Consider the following 21,415-nt stretch of genomic DNA (forward strand, 5'->3'; position numbering starts at 1 on the left):
CGGCCCCGGACCATCGTCCGGGGCCGTTCGCGTGTTCAGGTCACAGAGCCAAGTCGGGTTCCCGCTCCCGCTGCCGCTGGGTCTCCGCGTCGGCCGCCTGCTCGGCCTGCCACGCCGCCTGCCGGGCCTCCTGCTCGGCCTCAGCCTGCGCGTGCGCCGCCTCCGCGCTCCGCCGGTCGGCAACCTCCGCCAACGCCAACCGGGCCGCTGCGACCGCCGCCGCCGCCTCAGCCGCAGTCGGCACACCCGCCGGCATGTCCACCTCGACGGTCGACCCGGCCGCCACCTCTTCGACCACCGGCGGCGCGTCGACCACCTCACGTTCCGCCGCCTGGTCGCCGTCGACCACGTCCAGTTCAGTGACCGGCCGGTGCGGATCCTCGGCCGCCATCGCCTCCGCGTGCACCGCCAGCCACTCATCCGCCGTCACCCGGTCATCCTCGCCACCGACATCACGGCCACGCGCAGCCAGCTCGGCCTGCGCCCGCTCCGCAGCCTCACGGGTCGCCGCCACCTCTAAGAACCAGGCAGCCCGCGCCTCCGCCGCCAACTCCATGTCCTGTTCAACGTCGGCCAGCATGCCCGCCAAAGCTGCCTTCTCGTCCGCCTCGGCCAGCATCTGCGCCGCCACAACCGGATCCTGCTCGACCTCGGCCTGTGCCCGCAGCACCGCCGCATCCTGCCGATGCTGGGCCGCCTGCCTGCCGGTGGCGCGCATCTCCGAATCCACGAACTGCGGCGCCCACGCCTGTTCACGCTGCCACGCCTTCACGCGCACCCGCAGCGCCCCGTCGCTCAGATCCTGTTCCTCCTGGCCCGCCTCCGGTCGCCCAGCGGCACGCCACGCCTCATGCCACGCGGCCCGCTTCTCCGTGGACGAGATGCCCGGAGAAGGCGGCAACACCACCGCCTGGTCGTCAAACTCGCACGCCTCCCGGTATGCGGCGATCTGGCTTGCCCGGTGCTCCCACTCCATCCGCTCGGCCATGTCCGCCGGAAGCGGACCCAGGGTTTCCACCGCCCACTGCGGCTGTTCCTGCGCCACCTGAATGCCGAGTTCCCGCCGCCGATCCTCGGCCCGCTCGCCCAACTCGGCGAGGTAGTCACGCCACTGCTCGGACAGGTCATCCGGAACGAGGTCGACCGCACCCGGTGCCGGCGCCAGCCCGACATCCTTGAACGCGCCACTGATCCGGTGGTGAACCACCTGCGCCACCGACCGCGCGCCGTCGAGCGGCCCCGCCGCCAGCGCGGTACGCAGCGCCGCCCGCGCATCATGTCCGGCCTGCTCGACCACCCGCAGCTGACGGGAAAGCTGTTCGGTGCCCTGGTCTGCGGCGAACGCGGCCCGCTGCGCCTCGCTGATCACACCATCTGCGGCCAACTCGTCCAACCACCCGTCGACCCGGTTGCGGCACACCAACCGGATTGCCTGCTCCCGGTGCTCGTGGATGGTGTGCATCGACGCCACCCGCTCCCGGTCGGCGGCACCCTGCGACAGTGCGGCCCGCTGTTCTTCGGCGTCCCGGTCGAACGCCTCGCCCAGCACCGCCGACGCGTCCCGCCGACCTCGGCCGTGGGTTTCACCGGTCGGCGTGTCCTCACCTTCCTGGTAGGTGGCCACGTGCATCGTGTTGCCCTGCCGGCCTCGGGTCATCGCCACGTACTGGCCTTCCAGCGACATGGATCCGTCAGTGACGCCGTGGCAGGTGTCGACGGTGACGCCCTGCGCGGCGTGGACGGTGCCCGCGTAGCCCAACACCACGTGCTCCCGCACGTACGCGGCGGGGACGGTACGGACCTGGGCCGGGTCACCTTCTAGGGTGACGCGCAGCGACCCGTCTTCGTTGACCTCTTCCACCACGTACCGGCGGCGGTTGACCAGGCCGTGAGCCCAGTTGTTGCGGCGGGCCATCACCACGTCACCGACCCCGGCCGTGTTGCCGCAGTCGCCATCGAGCAGCACCCCCTCCGGGGTGACACGACCCAAGCTCACCAACTGGTCACGGATCGTCGCCGACACCGCCGACGCGGCTTCGTTGGTGGGGCACACCACCAGCGACCGCAAACCGGCCAGGGTGTCACCCAGGTACGCGCGGGCCGCCGAACTGGTCGCCGCGTCCAGGGTGCCGCAGTCCACGATCCGGCCTCGCCGGTCGTACTCGTCCAGCACCGACACATCGCCGTCCCGCAGCCGCAGCGACGCGTCAGCTTCCCACCCGGCCTTGAACCGGCGAACCTCCGCGAGGGTGTGCACCTGCGCGCACCCGTCAGTCAGCATCTCCATGCCTCCGCCCGCACCCACAGATGCCAACTGGCGCGGGTCACCGGCGAGCAGCAGCCGGGCCTTCCGGTGCTCGACGTACTCACGGATCCGGTTCATGTCGTCGGTGTCGACCATGCTGGCCTCATCGACCACCACGATGTCGTTGTCGTTGAGCGCCCACCGCATGTCATCCAAGGTGGCTTTGCCGGACGCCAGCCGGTCCTGGGCTGCCAGCCAGCGGGTGGTGTTCATCGCGGTAACCCCGTCGTCGGCCAACACCTCAGTGGCGATCTGGGAGGTTGCCAACCCGAACAGTCGGCCGCCGTCCAAGTCGGCAAGGGCCTTCGACACCGCCCCGACCGTGAACGACTTGCCGGTGCCGGCCGGTGCCGACAACACCGACACCACGGCACCCGACGTGAGAATGCTCCTCACTGCGGCGGCCTGGTCGTCGCCGAGCATCCGCCCCATGTCGTCGTCGGCAAGCCACGCATCCACGTCGGCCGCCGGCACAGTGTGAGCGCCGCGACGCACCGCCGCCCGCCGTAGCGCCTGCTCGGCGACCACGTGATCCCGCATCGCGTACCGCATGCCAGCCGGCGACGCGTACGAGCTACGCCCGTTGGCCACCTTCAACTCGTCCGGCACTTCCTCGGTGACCTGCCGGCCGGTGACCGGCACGACCAGGCCGTCATCGGACAGCGCCTGATCGGCGAGCTGTTCGGCGATCACGTTGACCTGTTCGGGGGTCAGACCGCCCAGGTTGTCGGGCAGCGCCAGCAGGATCTGGCGGATCAGCTTCGACCGGTCGAACGTCGGTTCGGCCTGCTGGCAGGCGGCGACAGCCTCAGCGATCACCCCGGAAGGTGACCATGCCTCGGCTGGCGTCTGCCGGGTGTGCCCGCCGACGGTCTGCGCGACCCGGTGGAGGCCGCCAACAACCTTCGCGTGGAGACGTTCCGCCCACCGGTCGAGCTGTTCGGCTTTCGTCTCCCCCTCGTGCGTCTTCGCGCGGCGGGTGGCCATGCTCGCCTGGCGGCGCAGCCGGTCGATTTCCAGGGAGTTCGGGTCGCGGCCGACCTGCTCACGAAACCGGCTGATCTTCTCCGCCAACTTCTTGGTGATCTTCGCGGTTCGGGTGGAGAACATGTCCATGATTTCCTGGTCGACGCCCACCACTTCCCGTGCCGTGCCGTCGGCGCGCATCTGCCACCGCACACCCAGCTTGGTCGCCAACGCCTCTTCCATGACCCGTTCGCCGATGGTGCCCGCACCCTGCTTGTGCCGGTGGATGGCCTGACTGTCGAGGGTCCGCACCTCACCGTCGGCGCACACCACTCGATTCAAGACAGCGTTGTGAATGTGCAACTGCGGATCCAAGTCCCGGCTGGTCGTCTGGAAGAACGACGCCACCGTCCAGTCCGGGGCGTCGATCCACCGGCCGCCGCCGGCCCCGTGCCGCCCGACCCGCGAGTAGCCGGCCTGCTCGGTCATGTGCCGCAGCATCGCCTGGTTGCCTTCCCACACGGCTTCTTCGACCGCGCGACGCTTCGACGCCCACCCCTGGGCGGCCTCGTCGTCGCCGGCACGCTGTGCGTCAAGCTCCATCCGCGAATACGCAGTGTGAAGAACGGTGACGCTCTTGACGGGTGAGAACGTCAGGTCAAGGAACGCCACCGGCTGACGCTCGGCCCGCTCCGCTTGACGCATCATCGCCGTGATGTCTTCCGGCAGCGCCCCGGTTGCGTCAACCAGTGCGTCACGCAGGGCGCGCGTCGGGTCGTCGGATGCGTCAGCGTGGTGACGCATCTCCGTGAGCCGTGATGCGTCAATGCCGTACGTCTCGGTGACGCGTTCGTTGAGGATGTCTGACGCACGGCGGTACCGGCCGGGGGCGCGGCCGAGACGGTCGGCTGACGCACGGGTGGCCGGGTCGGACCATCGTGCGTCACGCGGGTCGAGGAACTTGCCGTACAACGCCTCCATGTCGTCCACGGCGACTTCACCGGTGAGGCCGAACTTGTCGGCGCCGCCGCCCCACCATCGGCCGGGGGCTTCGCCGTCGGTGGTGGCGTCGAGGTAGTACGACTCGCGTCCGCCGGCTACTTGGCCGTACAGGTACTCGGCTGAGTGGCCGCTAGAGATCGACAACATATCGACTGATGTCCCTTCCTCTGCCCGCCCGTAGGGCCAAGATCAAAACCTATTCGGTCGAGATGCCTAGGTGTGTACTTCTGTGGTCCTGCTGGCTCTCGATCGACTTGGCTACTGGGTGAGGGTTTGACTGTGCTGCTCGGTGCTGACTGCTGGGCTGCTTGCTGGTGCTGGCTGGAAGTGGTGGTGGGTGTGCTGGCTGGCTTGCTGAGAGGGTTCGGGGACGGTTCCTGGTTGGCTGTCGCCTGGTCGAAACCGTCCCCGTGCTGTTGGCCTACTGGTTGCCGTTGAGGTTGGGCTGCTGGCCGTTGACCGCCGCCCCGCGCAGCGGGGCTACCGGGTGTCCGCCCGTCTGCTGACGCGCCGCGCTGACACGCCGCTGCACCGCCCGTGGGTCAACGTCATGCTTCAACGCCGCCGCCCTCGCGCTGACCGATGCGTCATTCAGCACCTCCATGACCGCGAGCGTCATCCGTTCCTCGCGCGTCAGTGACGCGCCGTCCTCGTCCCCGTCGCCGGGATGCGTCACCTTCGTCTGCGTCACCTCGTGCGTCACGTTGACCTCGCCGGGTGCGTCACCGACCGCCGATGCGTCAGCGTCGTGCGTCACCGTGGCTTGTGCGTCAGCGGCCGGACGCCTCACCTGACGCACCGCCGGCTTGCCTGACGCGCCCGCGTCGCCGTCACTGTCCGTGTGCGTCTTCGCCCGGCGGGCTGACGCACGGGCGGCCTTCTCCTGCGCGTCACGGGCCGTCTGCTCGGCCGCCTCGCGTGCCTCAGTCTCGGCCGCCAGCCGCCGCGCGATGTCCGCCTGCGCCCGCTCCGCGTCAGCCACACGCCCCTGCGCCTCACGCACCCGCTCCGCCGCCGCCCGCTCCCGCTCGGCTGCCCGCTGCTGCGCCTCACGCACCCGCTCGGCGGCCTGCCGCGTCGCTTCCTCGGCAGCCAGCACCTCCGGGGACTTCTCGTCACGCTTGCCGTGCATCCCGAGGGTGGTCCGCATCGCGATGATCGGCGGAAGGCACTTCGCCACGATCACCACCCCCCACGGCACCTGCTCGCCGGGGGTGATGAACACGTGCAGCAAGCCGACGACGATCTGAGAACCGACCATCAAGGCCATGGCGATAACGAGATCCAACCTCGACCGCTGCCGGGCGGCGGCGGCCAAGTAGACGTCCAGCGCCACCGGATACGCCCAGGCAAAGTCGCCGTAGCCGACGAGTTGGGCAAGCTTGTACTCCCCGGAGGCCGTGAGGTAGACCGCTGCGGCCATGGCGGCGAAGCCGAGAAGGAACGTCACCCTCTTATCGCTGAACATGCCGCTGAACAGCTTCGTCATCGTCACTCGACCTCCGTCGCGCGGGCCTTCGACTCCGCGAGCATCGCGGGAGACGGACCCGGTGCCGTCTCCCGGCCGCCCGTCTGCCACCACCAGGCCGCCAACGCATCCACCAACTCGGCCCCATGCACGCGCGGCGGCCGGTACGCCTCCGGCCGGTCAGGGGTGTGCTTGCTCAGCGAACAACCGGCCATCTCCTTGCCGATACGGCGGGCAACACCCGGCCGGTACCGGTCCACCCAGTCCATCTGCCGGGCCGCTGAACCCGTCTCCCGGTCGACCGCTGAATACCAGGCATCCCGCAGCGCCAGCAGTTCGGCCACGACCGGCGGATGCCACGCCCAGCAGTCCGGCAGCGGCGTCGACTGCCACCGGCAGTAGACGGTGGCCAGCCAGTCCACGAACCCGCGCATCAGCCGGTCAGCCTCGTCCGGATCCGACACCGTCAACCACGACAGGCCGGGCACCGGCCGCTGAACGTCACCGCCGTCGACCTGGCCGCCAAGCTCGCTGTCCCGCACCAGCGCCACCAACTCTTCGGCCAGCCGGGTCGTGGCCGCCTGCGCCGCCTCAGCGGTGGCCTTCGCCGTGGCGGCGGTGTTCGCCAGCCCAGCCACGCTGGCCTGAACCCGCTGAACCTCCTTCACCACCGCCAGCATCTGGGCGCGCAGCGTCTCCTCAACGCCGCTCACTTGGACACCTCCTCGGCCAGCTTCTCCGCGAACTTGGTTGCCGTGACCTGCCGACCTGCCCGCGCCATGGCCCGGCGGGCGTCACGCCTCCGCCAGATGTTCGGCGTCCGGATGATCGAGATGGGGCCGAGTCCGTACACGACCGCGTGGAACTTCGGCAGCGCCGCAATCTGGTCCCGCGACAGCACCGGCACCTTCCGCGACGACGTGGACGTCACCTTGCCGTCTGCGTCGCGCGTCTCCGACACCTCGTCACGCAGCCCCGACAGGGCCTCCCAGTGGGCGATGTCCGCCGGATCCTTGCAGCCGGCACCGAGCAGCACCGCCGCCGCGTTGCCGAGGATGATCCGGGCGCCCGTCTCACCCCACACCCGGTGCAGCCACGCCAGCGACTGCACCGCAATGTCCAGGACGATGCCCCGGCCGCCCATGTCGGACGTCCACCGGTCCAGCGGACCGGGTGCCACCAGGGCGGCCTCGTCCAGGGCCAGCAGCAGCGCCGGATCCAGCCGGCCGCCCGGCATCGACTCGGCCCGCTGCGTCGCCCGGAAAGCGATCTCCGCGACCAGGGCACCCGTCAACGCCGACGTAACCCGGTTGGTGCCGCCCAGCAGGTACACGGTTCCCTGCGTGTCGAGCAGTTCGCCGACGTTGAGGGTGTCGCCGGTGACCTCCGCGTCGCCGATCGCTGCCGCCGTCGGGTTCGACAGCCACTGCAATGCCGGCATCAGGGTGGTGACGATGGATGAGCGGGTGCGTTCGTTCTCACCGGACATGCCGAAGAACTGCCGGACCGTCTCCCGCATGGCGGCGGCTTCCGGCGCGTCATCGAGGATGCTCTCCACCTGGCGGCCCGCCTTGGTGGCCTGATCGCCGGTCGCTGACACCCACGCCAGTACCCGCGCCATCGTCAACCCGCCACGTGCGGCAGCGAACAGCAGCGGCGCGAGGATCCGCCGGGCCTGGTCGTTCCAGCCTTCCCGCTCATCGGATGAGGCTGCCGGGATCATGTCATCGGCCCGCCGCATCGCCGTTTCGATGGCCTTGCAACCGGCCAGCGGCGACCACTTCAACGTTGAGGCAACATCGCCGATACCGGCCGGGTTGAACACGTGCAGCGGCCCCCGCTTGGCGCGCATCGGCCCCGTCCAGGTGAGCAGGTCCACGCGGGTGGAGGTGACCACCGCCGGGCCGGGGTGGTCAACGATCCGGCACGCCAGTGCGGTGGTTTTACCTGACCGGGCACCGGCCACCCGCAGCACAACGTCTTCGTGGGACGCGTACAGGGTTCGGCCTCCGGACTTGCCGAGCATCGCGGCGTACTCGGTGACAGGAACCCGGATCCGCTGCCAACGGGACATGCGGGCCAGGCTTGGCCGCAGCGCGGTAGCCCGACCGCGCATGGCGAACGATGAACTGGTTTTCAGGTGCCCGGTGAGGGACTGAACGCCGTGGTTGCGGCGGGAGCGCCGCGACCAGCGGTTGATGTGCGAGGTCGTCGCCCGGCGGCTGGTGTGCCAGGTGACGACGCCGCCGCCGACCATGCCGACACCTGCGGCCATGGCCGTCCAGCCGGTGAGCTGCGCGTAGTCGATGGGGAGTTGGGTGATGGCGTAGCCGGTGGACCCGGTGATGAGGCCGATGCCGGTGACCCGTCCTGGCATGCTGCTGGCCATCACTGGACCTCCCGCATCTGCGCGTCGCGGATGGCGGCCTGGTCGCGGAGGATCCGCTTGGCTTCCAGGTACAGCTGGGTGCCATGGGCAAGAGCCACGTCGTCGGGGATCGCACCGAACACCTGGGCGATGGTCGCGCCGGGGGTGGGGCCGAAGTCGCGGCTGGCGTGGCCGCCGACGGTGATGTACGGGCGGCCGGTGATCCGGGTGTAGAGGGCCCCGATCACGCCGCCGTTGGGGGCGAACTGCGGGGCAAGCGGGCCGATACGGTTCATCGGGCCACCGCCTCGACGTCGGCCGGGGCCGGCACGCTGACGTACGTCTTGACCACGACGTGATGCCCGGTGGACGGGTGCCGGGTCGTCCTCGCCTCGTACGGCCGGAACCAGCCGGAGGTGTGCAACTTCGACGCGATCGGGGACAGGGTCATCTCCGGGGCGGGCAGGTCCAGCCACGCCGCCCACCGCTCGACCGCCTCGGCGTCGTTGTCGCGCAGATGCAGGGTCACCTGACCGGGGTTGTGGGCGCTGTCTCCGATGGTGGTGTGCTCCGGAATGGGCAGGCCGGCGGCGACACCGTCGGCGGCGAGCTGCCAGGCGGCCTGGCGCGGGTCGGTGTCGTTCATCGGATCGTCTCCAAAGAAGTCAGGCGGTGCCCACGGCGGGCAACTCCGATAGCGGCGTTCTTCGTGTAGGGGCGGGGTACGCGGGGCGGCGGGGTTTCGCCCAGCTCGGCGAGCATCCGCACCAGCACATCGGCGGTGATCGGCCCGGCTGGTCGGTACACCGTCTGTAGGCGGCTCACCGGGAATCCCCGGTGGTGGTGCGGCGCACCTTGACGGGCTCGCCGATGCGGAACGGGTGGAAGTCGTCGGCGTACTGGTGGGTGCTGGTGCCGATGCGGACGGCGTCCGGCTGGCCCGGCTGCGCCCATCCGTCGACCTCGATGCCGTCGACCTGCTGCCAGTCGCCGCCGACAGCGATGTGGTCGGCGAGGCGCACCAGTTCGGCGGGCATGTCGACACCGGCCGGGCCGGCAGCGTCCAGTGCCTGGGCGCGCAGCTTCTCGGCGACGGTGAGGACGTATGCCGGGAACCCGGACTGTGACGGGATCGGGTCGCAGGTGAGGTAGACGCGAACGTCGCCGCCGGTCCGGTTGAGGTAGGGGCGGGAAACCTGGGTGTTGGGAAGCACCTGCCGGAGCAGGTCAGCGGTGGCGCTGACCTGCTCGGCGGTGCCGTTGAGGCGGATTCTCACTGGCCGGTTCCCTGCCGCGCGGCCCCCGCCCGGTCCTTCTTGACGATCCCGGCGGCCTCGATCAGCAGGGCACCCAGGTTCGCCACACCCTCCGGGCTCAACTCGACCGAACCGGCGTCGAGGAACACGAACGCCTGCCCCGGCTTGCCGTCCCGGTCGCTGCGCTCGACCCGCACCACGATGGTGCTCGGTTCGGCGTCGTTCACCTTGTCGGTGACGGTGCCGACCACACCCGTGTGAAGGGTGCCGCCGCTGTCACGCAGGCAGTCGTCACACCAGTCGGGACACAGGGCACGGAATACGGGGTTCCAACGCGGATCGGCGCTCATGAGCCGGTCGGTGTAGCGCAGCACCGCCTCAGACACCCGGTCACCCAGCGAGCCGACCGGCCCGGGGGTGCCCAGAATCTCCTTGAGGTCGGCGTGCAACTGCGAATCCTCGACCTGCTCGACGTCCCGCGCCAGCGCCAAAACCCAGCGAATGTCGGCGGTGATGGCCGGATCCCGCTCCGGGTCGTCCAGCATTTCCCGCGCCCAGTCGAGCAGTTCCTTACCGGCCTCGGTCGAGGTGAACGGGCGGTGGCTGGCGATCAGGTCGGATGCCGTCCGCTGGCGGGGGATAAGCGGGGTGCGGTCGTCCACCTTCGGGTGGTTCAGCGGCGGGGGGTTGATGGCGGGGAACGTCTCGACGTTGCTGCGCCGGTCGTCGGGGGTGGACGCGGCGGCCTGCGGGGTGATGCTCACTTGGCACCCCCGGTGGTGGCCTTGGTGATGGCGTCGGCGGTGGCTGCGGCAGCGCACCACACCGTCACCGACCATCCGTTGAAGTTGCCGCTGCGGTGGACCTCCGCCGAGTACGTCTGCCACGGGTTGTTGCGGTCGACGTCGAAGACGTGTGCCTGCCGGGTGGGGGCGGGCAGTTCAAGGTAGGTGGCCCACCGGTCGACGGCGGCGGTGTCGTGCCGGGAGAACTGCATCGACATGCTGGTGGTGCTGCCGATGAGGATGTTGGTCGGGACCGGCAGGCCGGTGGCGACGCCTTCGGTGACGAGGGCCAGGCCGTAGGCGCGGGGGTCGGCGGTGGTGTTCTGCTCGATGGTGCTGGTCATGCTCGGGTTCCTCTCCCGATGTGAGGCGCACACAGCCGACGGCCGGGGCCTCGAAGAAACAGGAAGGTGTGCGAGAGAGTCCGGGGCCGTCCGACGGTGGCCGACCCCGGACCTGACGTGTCAGAGGTGGCGGGCCAGCAGGGCGGTGCGCTGCGAGGCGTTGGCGGCGGCGGCGTCGAGGCGGGTCAGCTCACGCTCGCCGGCCGGCGTGATGTGCGCGTGGGAGATGTCGTACCGCTTGCCCGGCTTCATCACCAGCCGCACCAGACCCTTGCGGGCCATGGCCTTGAGGGTGGCCACCGATGCGCGGGTGGGGCCGGCGCCACGGTCGACGCGGCCGAGGGTGGCGGCGGCGGCAAGGGCGCGGTGCTGGGTGTTGGTGACGTTGGCGAGGTGCGCCCCGGCGACCGTCGGGCGGACCTGGCGGTGGGTGCCCTGCTGGGCGATCTCGGCGAGCGTTGCGGGTGCCTGCTCGGCCTCGGCCTTGGCCAGTTCGGCGTAGAGGCGGGCGACGCTGCGGGCGATGTGCTCGGTGGGGTAGCTGCCGCAGTTGTCCTCTACGCGGTAGGTGCCCCGGTAGTAGTCGACCCGGTACGCGCCTTCGCGGACGTACTGCAAGGTGATGGTGGTGCGGCCATCCGGCGTGGTGTAGGTGATGCTTTCGCCGGGGTTGGTGAGCGCGCTGATAGCGTGCATGGCGGACTGACTCCCTGTGCTAGCAGGTGGTTGGTCTATGGCCCTGGGTTGCGAGTGGAGTCGCTTCCTGGGGCCGCCTTGCTTATGCCACAACCCTACGGGGTGTGTGGCATCACGTCAATGGTAGTAGGCCAATCAGTTGAATGGATGTTGCCACGTGTGGCGTGGGATCATGCCACACATGAATGACGAGTTGACTCGCGCTGCCCGCACCTACCGCGACGCAGTCACCGAGGAAGACGCAGCCAAAGACGCCCTCGCCGCCGCCAAGCGCCGACGGGAGCAAGCAGCGCAGCAGGTAGCCGCCTCGCGCGGCCCGCTCGCCGAGCTGATCGTCACGAAGGCGCGCGAGGGCATGAGGCAAGTCGACATCCTCACCGCCATCGAGCACGTATACACCCGTGAGACTGTCCGCCGGATCTGCCGAGCTGCGGGCGTGGAGCCCAGGGGCTAACCGGCACCCGGACGTCTCACCGGTGTCTCACTTCACGCCACGCGCCACCTGCACGTGAGGTCACGTGACGCACGTTGAAGGGGTCGAGACAGCCCAATAACCTGCACTGGAAGCGCGGTGCGCACAGGGGTATACGAATCTGTGCGCCTTCCAAACTGACGGTGCGGGTTCGATTCCCGTCGCCCGCTCCACCAGTACCGGCCCAGGTCAGCGGCGTTCTCGCCGAGCCTGGGCCGATCTCGTTCCAGGGCGATCCGACGGTTCATACCGTCGGCGATCCCACGGACCCGCTCGCTGGTAAGCCAACGACCCGAGGGCCGCGACGAAGGAAGGACATCGGGCCGGCGGAGAAGGTTGACCGACGCCGGGCGCTTCTCATGCCACCCACCACCGGCTATATCCATTCACTTGAATGTTTGGATAGCATCCTGGTTACCCGTCGCGCTCCTCCCGAGGGCCACGAGCCGCCGGGAGGGCAGCCAGGAGGAGGAACCCCATGCCGCTCCCCCGCACCCGGCGCACCCTCGCCGTGGCGCTCACCGCCACCGTCGTGGGCACGCTGGCCGCCGGCCCCGCCACCGCCGCGCCGCCCACCGGGGCGATCCGGTACGCCGATGCCCCGACCGCCGTAGCCGGAAGCTACCTGGTGGTGCTCCGCGACGCCGGTGACACCGCGACCGCCGGCAGCCGCGCCACCACCGGCCGGGCCACCGTCGAGGCGACCGCGCACCGGCTCGCCGCCCGCCACGCCGGCAGTGTGACGATGGTCTTCGGGGCGTCCCTGCCCGGCTTCGAGGCGCGGCTGAGCGCGTCCGCCGCCCGTCGTCTCGCCGCCGACCCCGCCGTGGCATACGTCGAGCAGAACCGCACCGTCAGCCTCGCCCCGCCGGGCGTGCAGCTGAACCCGCCGTCCTGGGGGCTGGACCGCATCGACCAGCGTGCCCTGCCGCTCGACGGCCGGTACGCGTACCCGAACACGGCCCCGAACGTGCACGCGTACGTGATCGACACGGGCGTGCGGAGCACCCACGGTGACTTCGGCGGCCGGGTCGGCGGCGGGATCGACCTGGTCGACGGCGGCCCGGCGGACGACTGCAACGGGCACGGCACCCATGTGGCCGGCACCATCGGCGGCAAGCTGCACGGGGTGGCCAAGGAGGTGCGGATCCGCCCGGTGCGGGTGTTGAACTGCTCGGGCAGCGGCACGTACGCGCAGGTGATCGCCGGGGTGGACTGGGTGACCGCGAACCGGGTCCGGCCGGCGGTGGCGCTGCTGGCCCTCGGCGGCGGCGCGAGCACCGCGCTGGACACGGCGGTGAAGAACTCGATCAACTCGGGGGTCACCTACGCGGTCACCGCCGGCAGCTCGAACGCCAACGCCTGCAACTACTCGCCCGCCCGGGTACCGGCCGCGCTGACCGTGGCCGGCACCACCCGCACCGACGGCCGCTCGCCGAGCGGCAACTACGGCCCCTGCCTGGACCTGTACGCGCCGGGCGCCGGCATCACCTCCACCTGGCACACCGGTGACGCCGCCGTGGCGACCATCAGCGGCGGCTCGATGGCGGCCGCGCACGTCGCCGGATGCGCCGCGCTGGCGCTGTCGGCGAACCCGACCTGGACGCCCGCCCAGGTCGGCGCCTACCTGACCGCCCGGGCCACCGTCGGGGTGGTGGTCGGCGGCTCGACCGGCGGCACCGCGAACCGCCTGCTCTACTGCGGCCCCTGACAAGAACCGGCGGCCCGCCGGCCTGCACCGGCCGGCGGGTCACGCCGGGCAACCCGCGACGCCTGGCCAACCGCCACGCCGGCCAGCCGTCCGCGCCGGAACAGCGGGCCACGTCGCCGGCAGCGGCTCCGACCGGGCAGAACGGGTGCACGTGCGCGAACTCCGCCCAGCTCACCGGCTCCGCCGTCAGGCCGGCTGCGGGTCCTGGTAGCCGGCGGCCTGGAGGCCGAACAGCCGGGCGTACGCGCCACCCGCGGCGAGCAGCTCGTCGTGGGTGCCGCGCTCGGTGACCACCCCGTCGGCGAGCACCACGATCTGGTCGGCGTCCCGCACGGTGTTCATCCGGTGGGAGATCAGCAGGCTGGTCCGACCGGCGCGGTGCTCGGCCAACCGTCGGCCGATCTCGTGCTCGGCCTCGGCGTCGAGGCCGGCGCTGGGCTCGTCGAGCACGAGCAGGTCGCAGCCGTCGCGCATGAGGGCCCGGGCCAGCGCCACCCGCTGCCACTGGCCGCCGGAGAGCACCACCCCGGAGGCCGGGTCGTCGCGGTCGGCAGCGTTCATGTAGACCCGGGTGAGCAACGTGTCGTAGCCGCGCGGCAGCGCGGCCAGTACCTCGTCGACGCCGGCCAGGCGGGCAGCGGCCCCGATGCGGTCGAGGTCGTCGAGGGCGGAGACGTCGCCGACACCGATGTTGTCGGCGGCACTGAGGTCGTACGACATGAAGTCCTGGAACACGACGCCGATGCGTCGGCGCAGCTCGGCCGGCGGCAGGTCCCGCAGGTCGACGCCGTCCCAGCGGATGCTGCCCCGGTCCGGGTCGTAGAACCTGCACAGAAGCTTCACCAGAGAACTCTTGCCGGCACCGTTCAGCCCGACGAGCGCGAGCGACGTGCCGGCGGGGATGGTCAGGTTCACGCCGCGCAACACCCAGGGCAGCTCGTCGTCGTAGCGGAACCAGACGTCGTCGAACTCGACGCCCTGCCGCAGCGGTGGCGCCGACGGCAGCTGCCCCGCGCGGGGCGGCAGGTCCGGCGGTGCCTCGACGACGAACCGGTAGTGCCCGAACACGAGCATCGCCTCGTGCAGCCGCCCGGCGTTGACGAAGACCGTGCTCATGCCGCCCTGCACGCCCGCGACGGCGGCGACGAACACCGTGACGTCGCCGACGGTCAGCGCCCCGGAACGGGCGGCCCCCACGGCCCAGACCAGACCCAGGCCGGCCACGACGGCGCCGAGCAGCCCCTGGAGGGTGGCGACGAGCAGTTCCCGCCGGTCCATCCGCCGCTGACCGGCGTGGAGGGAGCGCAGCTCGGTGAGCATCCGGGTGCCGAACAGCCCGCCCAGGCCGTAGAGGCGTACCTCCTTGGCGGCGGTGACGCTGGTCATGAGCTGGGCGTAGAAGAACTCCCGCCGCGCCGCGTGCCCCTGCTCCCAGAGCAGTCCGGCACGTTGCCGGGACAGGCGCAGCTCGGCGCGCAGGGTGGGTACGGCGGCGACCGCGACGACCAGCAGCATCCACGGGTTGATCGTGGCCAGCGTGGTGAGGAACGCGAGCATGGTGATCAGCCCCTGGGCGGCACCCAGCGAGCTGCTGAGCACCTCGGGCGGGCCGGTGGGGCCGGTCTCCGCGGCGAGGCTGAGCCGGTCGTGGAAGGCCGGGTCCTCGAAGCGGCGCAGCCCGGCCATCCGGGCCACGGCCGCGTAGAGGTGCTGACGTGCGGTCAGCCCGACGCGGCGTTGCAGCTCGGCGTCGGCGTACCGACCCAGCTCGGGCAGCAGCACCGTCGCCACCCCGGCGGCGGCCAGCAGCAGCACCGGGCCGGTCAACGGCTGCCCCCCGCCGGCCAGCCGGTCGAGGACGACCTTCATCAGCCAGGCTGCCGCCACCGGGACCGCGCCGGTGGCCACGGTGAGCAGGATCCGCACGACGAGCCAGCCGGCGGCGGCGTCCCGGGCGATCCGGGTCGCGGCGAGCAGGGAGCCCCACGCCGAGGCGGTCACGACGCGGTGGTCTCGGGAACCCGGTCGAGGACGAAGTGGCTGGCGACCATCGTGTCGTCGGCGAGCAGCCCGAAGGCGGGGTAGCCGTCGACGCCGAAGGCCCGGGAGACCGGCCCGCGTTCGGGTTCGACGACCACCCGGGCCACCGGGGTGAGCTGGTCGCTGAGCCGGCCGGCGGCCTCGCCCGCGCCGAGCACCACGGCGAGCACGCCCTCCCGGCCCTCGGGTCGGGCCTCGGCCCGGGCGACGAAGCCGGGCAGGCTCTCGGCGCAGGCCGGGCAGCTCGGGGAGACGAAGGCCACGAGTGTCTCGCCCCGCAGGTCGGCCCGGCTGACCGGGGTGCCGTCGACGGTGGTGGCGGTGAAGTCGCCGACCGTCGCGCCGGCCGCGAGCATGATCGGCGCCGGGTTGGCGACCCCCTCGATGCTGACCTTCAGCAGCGTGGACTGCTGTCGCAGCTGCCGCAGCACCAGGGCGAGCACCACCGTGTTGATCAGGCAGACCACGGTGAGCAGCGTCAGCACCAGGGGAAGGTGGGACATCTCGCCTCCCGACCAGCCGGGCGGCCCGCCGGTGCCCGTCAGGGGCACCGGACGCGCTCCGCCGAGTGTGAGGACCGTACCGCCGCCGGCCACCGCCGTCAGCCCCAGGTTGCGGGCCAGCTGGACGGGGCCGGGCGGGGCGTCGGTGGCGCCGAAGCAGCGGCACGGCTCGCGTACGCCCCGGCGGATCATCACCGCGACCGCCGCCGTGAACGCGGCCAGCAGGGCGGCGGCCAGGGCGTACCCGGTCGGGGCGAGCGCCGGGACGACCAGCGCCGCCATCAGCGTGACGACGGTGACCACCTCGGCCGCGACCACCCCGACGGCGAGTGGCCGGGCCAGCCCCGCCGGCACACCGAGGGTGCGGGGCAGCGACGCGCGGAAGGCCGCGTGAGCGGCCCGGCGCAGCTTGCCCGCCGCCGACCAGCCGAGGGTGACCGCCAGGACGAGCTGACCGGCGAGCAGCAACGCTCCCGTCATGTCAGTAGCCGACCTGGGTGACCTCGCCCCGCCGGTACGGGCCGCCGGCCAGCAGCAGGTTCGCGACGGTGTCGCCCAGCGGCAGCCCCAGGTCGTGCTGCATCCACATGAACTGGCCGCCGGGGTTGACCTCCAGGAAGACGTGCTCGCCGTCGGGGGTGACGATGAAGTCGATCGCGGCGTACACGATGTCGAGGCGCTCGAGCATCCGCTGGACCTTCGCCACCACGTCGTCTGGCAGCGGCTTGTACGGCCCGTAGGGCAGGTGGTTCTCGCCGCGCCAGTCGACGGCGGTGGTGGGCATGGCCTGCGAGTCGATGACCACCGGGAACCAGGTGTCGCCGATGACGGTCAGCCGCACCTCGTACGCCTTGTCGACGTACTCCTGGAACATGCAGACGGTGTGCCGGACCCGGTCGGCGTGCGTCAGGATCTCGTCGCCGACCTTGGTGGTGTAGAGCCCGCTGGGGAAGGCACCCGGGTAGTGGATCACCCCGCCGGTGAGCGCCTTGTAGACGATCGGCCGGTCGGCGGACTCCACGAGAGCCCGCACCTCGGCCGGGTCGTTGGTGAGCAGGGTGCGCGGCACCCGCATGCCGAACTGCTTGGCGAGCTGGAGCTGGTAGGGCTTCAGCTCGGCGACGGCGTCGACGTCGGGCCGGTTGACCCAGAGGCAGTCGGTGGCGCGCAGGATGCCCCCGATACCGTGCAGCGCCTCGTTGCGGGCGAACTGCTGCTCGGCCTCGCTCATCTGCGCGTCGAAGCGGAACGCGGTGGGACGGCGGTACCACACCCCGGAGAGCCGACCGAGGTCGATCTCCCGCCCGCGGTGCAGCAGCCGCCGTCGTTCGCCATCGAAGTCCGAGGTGGTGAACGTCAGCGTCTGCGGGAAGCAGCTCAGGTCGACGCGTACGACGTTGGCGCCTCTCGCGGTGAGACTCCGTACGACGGGATCGACCGTGGGGTCGAAGTCCTGGGTGAGGATCAGGATCCCGGGATCCGATGGCGACGTGGTCACAGGGTGTCCCTAGGCGCAGACGTCGTCGGTCACGCAGTCACCGCAGTTCGCCCCTGAGGTCCGGGTCTTGGTGTAGATGCCGGCGGTGATGCCGCCGTCGGGGGTGACCCACACCTGCTGGTCGGCGTCGTAGTGGCCCAGCTCCGCCTCGGCCTCCTCCGGCATGCCCGGGTCCCAGTTGGCGAACAGGTAGCCGAAGGGCTGCTTCTCGTGGTCGGCCGGCAGTGGCTGGCTGAAGTCGTGTCCGCTGGTCATGGACAGGGACGTCCGCAGGGGGTTGCGGGTGAGCGTGGTCGTCATTCCTGGTCTCCTTCGTTTCCGGCCGGCGGGGTGCCGGCCGACGACAGCGGCTCGGTGAGCCCGATGATTCCGGGCACGTCGGCGGAGAACGACCAGACCAGGTTGTCCTCGTCGTAGTGCCCGGCGTCGAGAGTGAGATCGGATTCCAGCTCGTCGTGGTCGGAGCGGTCGTACAGATAGCCCAGCGGCGCGAAGGGGTGCACGCGGCGCTGTTCCCGCAGGTCGACGTCGACCGCCCGGACGACGAGACGCGTCCCGTCGAGTTCCGGACGGTCCAGTCGCAGGACGGTGGCGGGGATGGTCGCCCGCCCCGGGGCCTCACCGTCCTCAGCTGGCCCCTCGTCGTCCACCCCCACATACTCATTGATTGATCTGAGTTTGTGAAGGTCTTCGGAACTGAAACTTCCACGCTTTCCGAAAGGGGTCGTCACCAGTTCGGCACGGAATCGCCACCACATTCCGCCGGTTCCACGGATGGCATTCCCACGGAAAGGACTCGCGTGGCGGAAGCGCGGGACCGCACCGCCCCGACGCCGGCGCGGGACAGCGGGACGGCACCGCCCGACGCCGGGCGCGAAACGCCGGACCGGGCGGTCTGCCGGGTGGCGGAGGCGCGGGAGCCGGACCGGGGGACGTCGGCCGCCGGGCCGCGGGACGGATGAACGGCGGTGGGCCGGGTATGCGGGCGGTCCTGGTGGAGTGACGACCACGGTCGCGGCCGGCCGCGACCGGACCCCCGGGCGGGTCGCTGACGTCGGCCCGCCCGGGACGGCCCCTCAGTTGCCGGTCAACCAGCCCCAGGCCGACACGACCCACGTGGTCTGCTGGAGGTAGGCCACCCCCAGGCCGACCAGGAACACCGCCGTCACCAGGTGCGCGCCGCGGGCGCTGCGCCGCACCCGCCCCAACTGGCGTTCCAGCACCAGCCGGCCGAGCAGTCGGGACAGCGCGAACAGGCCCACGCCCACCAGCAGGCTCAGCAGGAAGATCAGGAACGGGCCGGCGAGGTCGCCACCGCCCGAGATCGCCCAGACGCCCCAGCAGACGAACGCGAACAACGCGCCCGCCGCGCTCCACTCACCGCCGCGCTTGAGCTGCTCCACATGCCAGCTCAACGGCCGGCGCGGTGTCGTGTCCCGGGCCCACTCGTCGGTGTGCGGCTCGACCGCCGGGAACGACTCGGTCCGGGAGGTGCGGGGAGCGCGGGGGGCGCCGACGGAGGCCACCCCGCGCCGGTACGGGTCACGCTGCGGGGGCACCCCGGCGCCCTGCTGTGGCGGCACCTCCACGGTCCGCTCCGCCCACGGCTGTGTCTGGTCGGCCATCTCGACGTTCCCTCCCCCTGGACCGGCGACCACCGGTCACCGTCTGCCTACGAGGGTATCGAGGCGGCAAACCGGTCGCCCCACCCGCGTTCGTCGGCTAGACACGAACGGTGACAACGACCCCGCTCAGCATGCGACCCGCCCGTCCCGAGGAGTACGACGACCTCGGCCGGCTGCTCGGCGACCTCTTCCACGGCGGCTTCGACGCCGACTTGCTGGAGATCGAACGCGAGGTGTTCGAGCCGGAGCGCACCCTGCTGGTGCACGACGACGAACTGGTCGCCAGCGCGACCGCGTTCAGCCGGGAGCTGACCGTGCCCGGCGCGACGGTGCCGGCCGCCCACGTCAGCCTGGTCGGCGTGGCGCCCACCCACCGGCGCCGGGGCCTGCTGACCGCGCTGATGCGCCGCCAGCTCCGCGAGATCCGCGACGCCGGCCGGGAGCCGGTAGCGCTGCTGTGGGCCAGCGAGGGGCGGATCTACCCCCGGTTCGGCTACGGCATGGCCGCGCAGCGCCTGCTGGTGGAGTGCGACACCACCGAGCTGCGCCTGCCGTCCCCGACGCCCGCCGAGGGCCGGCTGCGCCTGGCCGACCCGCCCGCGCGGCAGGCCGAGCTGGCCCGGGTGTACGAGCGGGTACGCCCCGACCGCCCCGGCTGGTCCACCCGCAGCGAGTCCTGGTGGCGGTACGTGCTGGGCGATCCGGCGTCGCAGCGCGGCGGGGCCACCGAGCGGCGGGTGGTGTTGCACGAGGGCGCGGACGGCGTCGACGGGTACGGCCTGTTCCGGACGAGGAGCGAGTGGGACCGGTCGGGGCCCCGGGGCGTCACCAACGTCGACGAGGTGGTCGCCGCGACACCGCAGGCGTACCTGGCGATCTGGCGGATGCTGCTGTCGATCGACCTCACCCGGCAGCTGCGCTGGCAGCGAGCGGCCGTGGACGAGCCGCTGCTGCGCATGGTCAACGAGCCCCGCGCGCTCGGCGGGCACCTGGCGGACGCGCTGTGGGTGCGGCTGGTGGACGTGCCGGCGGCGCTGGCGGCCCGGCGGTACGCGGGCCAGCTCGACGTGGTGATCGAGGTCACCGACGACCTGCTGCCGGAGAACACCGGCCGGTGGCGGCTGCGAGGTGGTCCCGACGGCGCCGACTGCACGCCCACGGACGACCCCGCGGATCTGGCCTGCGACGTCCGGTGCCTCGGAGAGCTGTACCTGGGCGGGGGCGGGCTCGTGGCACTGGCCGCCGCGGACCGGGTACGGGAGCTGCGGGCCGGCGCCCTGACGGCCACCGCCGCCGCCATCGGCTGGTACCGCGCCCCCTCGGCCATGGAGGTCTTCTGACCCGGCCCCTGGCCGCCGGTCCCCGGGTGTTCGGCGGCCACCCGGACCGGGGCGGATCGGAGACGAGGGCGGTAGGGTCGGGTGGTGGCGGAGGCGGAGCGGAGACGGCGACGGGCCCGGCACCCACAGGGCCAACCGGCCCAGGGCCAACCCGCCCAGGGCCGGGTTTCCGGCGAGGGCGGCAGCGCCGTCACCGGCGCGGTGCACGACGGTGTCGAGCCGCCCCGGGGGCGGCGCGGCGGTGACGAGGGCGAGCGCGGGTTGCGCGGGCTCGTCGGCTCCGGGTCGTCGCAGGTCAGCGTCACCGCGGCGATGCGTGCCCGGGACGCCGCCCAGCCCTCGGAACAGGATCTCGCCGACGCCGAGGCCCGCGTGGTCGTGGTCCGCCGCAACTGGACCCCCCGCGAGGACCTGCCGCGCCGCTGACGCGAGGACTCGCCGCGCCGCTGACCGGGGCGACCTCGACGGCGGGGCGACACCGACGGCGGGGCGGGATCCGCCCCGGACCGCCGGCAGCCGCGATCAGGGCAGCTCGGGAAGCTGCCGGGTGCGCTCGTACTCGGCCATCTGGTCGATCCGGCGGGCGTGCCGGTCGCTGCCGCTGAACGGCGTCGACAGGAACGCCTCCACGATCGCGGTGGCCTCGTCGAGAGTGTGCTGCCGGCCGCCGACCGCCACCACGTTCGCGTCGTTGTGCTGCCGGCCCAGTTGCGCGGTCTCGACACTCCACGCCAGTGCCGCCCGAACCCCGGCGACCTTGTTCGCGGCGATCTGCTCGCCGTTGCCGGAACCACCGATGACCACTCCCAGGCTGCCGGGATCGGCCACCACCCGGCTGCCGGTGTGCAGGCAGAACGCCGGGTAGTCGTCGTCGGGGTCGTACGCCTTCGGGCCGACGTCGACCACGTCGTAGCCCTGCGTGGCCAGGTGGTTGGCCAGGTGCACCTTCAACTCGTAACCGGCGTGGTCGGAACCCAGGTAGACACGCATACCGGGCAGTCTGTCAGGCCGCCTCCGGGGGACGCCGCGCGGGCGG

Annotated in this window: 22 protein-coding genes; 4 read left to right on the forward strand and 18 right to left on the reverse strand. The window is 71.7% G+C overall.

All coding sequences use genetic code 11. From position 1 onward, the window contains the following. Positions 1-40 precede the first annotated feature (40 nt). From mobF to GA0070616_RS06645, 11 genes are all read right to left on the reverse strand, one after another. Complete coding sequence (gene mobF, locus GA0070616_RS29120; RefSeq protein WP_091077923.1) at positions 41-4,420, reverse strand: MobF family relaxase; 4,380 nt, start codon at positions 4,418-4,420, stop codon at positions 41-43. 274 nt (positions 4,421-4,694) lie between these two features. Continuing rightward, complete coding sequence (locus tag GA0070616_RS06605) at positions 4,695-5,762, reverse strand: hypothetical protein (protein WP_091077928.1); 1,068 nt, start codon at positions 5,760-5,762, stop codon at positions 4,695-4,697. A gap of 2 nt (positions 5,763-5,764) precedes the next feature. Further along, complete coding sequence (locus GA0070616_RS06610; protein WP_091077932.1) at positions 5,765-6,454, reverse strand: hypothetical protein; 690 nt, start codon at positions 6,452-6,454, stop codon at positions 5,765-5,767. Beyond that, on the reverse strand, positions 6,451-8,130 hold the full coding sequence (locus GA0070616_RS06615) for a type IV secretory system conjugative DNA transfer family protein (protein ID WP_091077934.1): 1,680 nt from the start codon (positions 8,128-8,130) through the stop codon (positions 6,451-6,453). Before GA0070616_RS06615 ends, GA0070616_RS06610 begins: the two co-directional genes overlap by 4 nt. Next, positions 8,130-8,405 carry a hypothetical protein gene (locus GA0070616_RS06620; RefSeq protein WP_091077937.1) on the reverse strand — a complete coding sequence of 92 codons (276 nt, stop codon included), beginning with the start codon at positions 8,403-8,405 and terminating at the stop codon, positions 8,130-8,132. Before GA0070616_RS06620 ends, GA0070616_RS06615 begins: the two co-directional genes overlap by 1 nt. Next, positions 8,402-8,755: a hypothetical protein gene (locus GA0070616_RS06625; RefSeq protein ID WP_091077941.1), complete on the reverse strand. Its 354-nt coding sequence runs from the start codon at positions 8,753-8,755 to the stop codon at positions 8,402-8,404. Before GA0070616_RS06625 ends, GA0070616_RS06620 begins: the two co-directional genes overlap by 4 nt. After that, complete coding sequence (locus GA0070616_RS27520; RefSeq protein WP_139128855.1) at positions 8,752-8,934, reverse strand: hypothetical protein; 183 nt, start codon at positions 8,932-8,934, stop codon at positions 8,752-8,754. The genes GA0070616_RS06625 and GA0070616_RS27520 overlap by 4 nt, the downstream gene beginning before the upstream one ends. Continuing rightward, positions 8,931-9,386: a hypothetical protein gene (locus GA0070616_RS06630; protein ID WP_091077944.1), complete on the reverse strand. Its 456-nt coding sequence runs from the start codon at positions 9,384-9,386 to the stop codon at positions 8,931-8,933. The genes GA0070616_RS27520 and GA0070616_RS06630 overlap by 4 nt, the downstream gene beginning before the upstream one ends. After that, positions 9,383-10,129 carry a hypothetical protein gene (locus tag GA0070616_RS06635; protein ID WP_091077947.1) on the reverse strand — a complete coding sequence of 249 codons (747 nt, stop codon included), beginning with the start codon at positions 10,127-10,129 and terminating at the stop codon, positions 9,383-9,385. The genes GA0070616_RS06630 and GA0070616_RS06635 overlap by 4 nt, the downstream gene beginning before the upstream one ends. Beyond that, positions 10,126-10,494, reverse strand: coding sequence for a hypothetical protein (locus tag GA0070616_RS06640; RefSeq protein ID WP_091077950.1), 369 nt, complete (start codon positions 10,492-10,494; stop codon positions 10,126-10,128). Before GA0070616_RS06640 ends, GA0070616_RS06635 begins: the two co-directional genes overlap by 4 nt. Before the next feature lie 120 nt (positions 10,495-10,614). Further along, a complete protein-coding gene (locus GA0070616_RS06645; RefSeq protein ID WP_091077953.1) occupies positions 10,615-11,190 on the reverse strand; it encodes a hypothetical protein in 576 nt (191 codons plus the stop codon). 181 nt (positions 11,191-11,371) lie between these two features. On the opposite strand from GA0070616_RS06645, the gene GA0070616_RS06650 reads away from it, so the two are divergent. Both GA0070616_RS06650 and GA0070616_RS06655 read left to right on the forward strand, forming a co-directional pair. Continuing rightward, positions 11,372-11,644: a hypothetical protein gene (locus GA0070616_RS06650; RefSeq protein ID WP_139128856.1), complete on the forward strand. Its 273-nt coding sequence runs from the start codon at positions 11,372-11,374 to the stop codon at positions 11,642-11,644. A gap of 496 nt (positions 11,645-12,140) precedes the next feature. Continuing rightward, complete coding sequence (locus tag GA0070616_RS06655; RefSeq protein WP_091077960.1) at positions 12,141-13,373, forward strand: S8 family peptidase; 1,233 nt, start codon at positions 12,141-12,143, stop codon at positions 13,371-13,373. A gap of 186 nt (positions 13,374-13,559) precedes the next feature. Here the strand turns inward: GA0070616_RS06655 and GA0070616_RS06660 are convergent, their stop codons facing one another. The 6 genes from GA0070616_RS06660 to GA0070616_RS06685 all read right to left on the reverse strand — a co-directional run bounded on the left by GA0070616_RS06660 (position 13,560) and on the right by GA0070616_RS06685 (position 19,039). Then, entirely contained in the window at positions 13,560-15,374 is a 1,815-nt protein-coding gene (locus tag GA0070616_RS06660; protein WP_091077964.1) for an ABC transporter ATP-binding protein, read from the reverse strand. Beyond that, a complete protein-coding gene (locus GA0070616_RS06665) occupies positions 15,371-16,396 on the reverse strand; it encodes a TlpA family protein disulfide reductase (protein ID WP_091077967.1) in 1,026 nt (341 codons plus the stop codon). The genes GA0070616_RS06660 and GA0070616_RS06665 overlap by 4 nt, the downstream gene beginning before the upstream one ends. Before the next feature lies 1 nt (position 16,397). After that, positions 16,398-17,414, reverse strand: a complete 1,017-nt coding sequence (locus GA0070616_RS06670) for an MvdC/MvdD family ATP grasp protein (RefSeq protein WP_091077971.1) — start codon at positions 17,412-17,414, stop codon at positions 16,398-16,400. 9 nt (positions 17,415-17,423) lie between these two features. Next, positions 17,424-17,714: a hypothetical protein gene (locus tag GA0070616_RS06675; protein WP_245712684.1), complete on the reverse strand. Its 291-nt coding sequence runs from the start codon at positions 17,712-17,714 to the stop codon at positions 17,424-17,426. After that, positions 17,711-18,064, reverse strand: a complete 354-nt coding sequence (locus tag GA0070616_RS06680; protein ID WP_091077975.1) for a hypothetical protein — start codon at positions 18,062-18,064, stop codon at positions 17,711-17,713. The genes GA0070616_RS06675 and GA0070616_RS06680 overlap by 4 nt, the downstream gene beginning before the upstream one ends. A gap of 426 nt (positions 18,065-18,490) precedes the next feature. Continuing rightward, positions 18,491-19,039 (reverse strand): hypothetical protein, encoded by a 549-nt coding sequence (locus GA0070616_RS06685; RefSeq protein ID WP_091077978.1) that lies wholly within the window; start codon positions 19,037-19,039, stop codon positions 18,491-18,493. A 131-nt stretch (positions 19,040-19,170) separates the two neighbouring features. On the opposite strand from GA0070616_RS06685, the gene GA0070616_RS06690 reads away from it, so the two are divergent. Beyond that, entirely contained in the window at positions 19,171-20,379 is a 1,209-nt protein-coding gene (locus GA0070616_RS06690) for a GNAT family N-acetyltransferase (protein WP_091077981.1), read from the forward strand. A gap of 84 nt (positions 20,380-20,463) precedes the next feature. Beyond that, entirely contained in the window at positions 20,464-20,805 is a 342-nt protein-coding gene (locus GA0070616_RS06695; RefSeq protein WP_091090074.1) for a hypothetical protein, read from the forward strand. 96 nt (positions 20,806-20,901) lie between these two features. On the opposite strand, the gene GA0070616_RS06700 is transcribed toward GA0070616_RS06695, so the two are convergent. Further along, positions 20,902-21,369, reverse strand: coding sequence for a ribose-5-phosphate isomerase (locus GA0070616_RS06700; RefSeq protein ID WP_091077985.1), 468 nt, complete (start codon positions 21,367-21,369; stop codon positions 20,902-20,904). Positions 21,370-21,415 lie beyond the last annotated feature (46 nt).

This window comes from Micromonospora nigra (assembly GCF_900091585.1).
GTDB lineage: Bacteria > Actinomycetota > Actinomycetes > Mycobacteriales > Micromonosporaceae > Micromonospora > Micromonospora nigra.

What these genes read in the sequence shown, in the direction of transcription:
- GA0070616_RS06625 (WP_091077941.1), bottom strand. Translation starts at nt 8,755, where the DNA reads ATGAACGACACCGACCCGCGCCAGGCCGCCTGGCAGCTCGCCGCCGAC.
- mobF (WP_091077923.1), bottom strand. Translation starts at nt 4,420, where the DNA reads ATGTTGTCGATCTCTAGCGGCCACTCAGCCGAGTACCTGTACGGCCAA.
- GA0070616_RS06700 (WP_091077985.1), bottom strand. Translation starts at nt 21,369, where the DNA reads ATGCGTGTCTACCTGGGTTCCGACCACGCCGGTTACGAGTTGAAGGTG.
- GA0070616_RS06650 (WP_139128856.1), top strand. Translation starts at nt 11,372, where the DNA reads ATGAATGACGAGTTGACTCGCGCTGCCCGCACCTACCGCGACGCAGTC.
- GA0070616_RS06655 (WP_091077960.1), top strand. Translation starts at nt 12,141, where the DNA reads ATGCCGCTCCCCCGCACCCGGCGCACCCTCGCCGTGGCGCTCACCGCC.
- GA0070616_RS06620 (WP_091077937.1), bottom strand. Translation starts at nt 8,405, where the DNA reads ATGAACCGTATCGGCCCGCTTGCCCCGCAGTTCGCCCCCAACGGCGGC.
- GA0070616_RS06665 (WP_091077967.1), bottom strand. Translation starts at nt 16,396, where the DNA reads ATGACGGGAGCGTTGCTGCTCGCCGGTCAGCTCGTCCTGGCGGTCACC.
- GA0070616_RS06690 (WP_091077981.1), top strand. Translation starts at nt 19,171, where the DNA reads ATGCGACCCGCCCGTCCCGAGGAGTACGACGACCTCGGCCGGCTGCTC.
- GA0070616_RS06605 (WP_091077928.1), bottom strand. Translation starts at nt 5,762, where the DNA reads ATGACGAAGCTGTTCAGCGGCATGTTCAGCGATAAGAGGGTGACGTTC.
- GA0070616_RS06685 (WP_091077978.1), bottom strand. Translation starts at nt 19,039, where the DNA reads ATGGCCGACCAGACACAGCCGTGGGCGGAGCGGACCGTGGAGGTGCCG.
- GA0070616_RS06675 (WP_245712684.1), bottom strand. Translation starts at nt 17,714, where the DNA reads ATGACGACCACGCTCACCCGCAACCCCCTGCGGACGTCCCTGTCCATG.
- GA0070616_RS06615 (WP_091077934.1), bottom strand. Translation starts at nt 8,130, where the DNA reads ATGGCCAGCAGCATGCCAGGACGGGTCACCGGCATCGGCCTCATCACC.
- GA0070616_RS06645 (WP_091077953.1), bottom strand. Translation starts at nt 11,190, where the DNA reads ATGCACGCTATCAGCGCGCTCACCAACCCCGGCGAAAGCATCACCTAC.
- GA0070616_RS06640 (WP_091077950.1), bottom strand. Translation starts at nt 10,494, where the DNA reads ATGACCAGCACCATCGAGCAGAACACCACCGCCGACCCCCGCGCCTAC.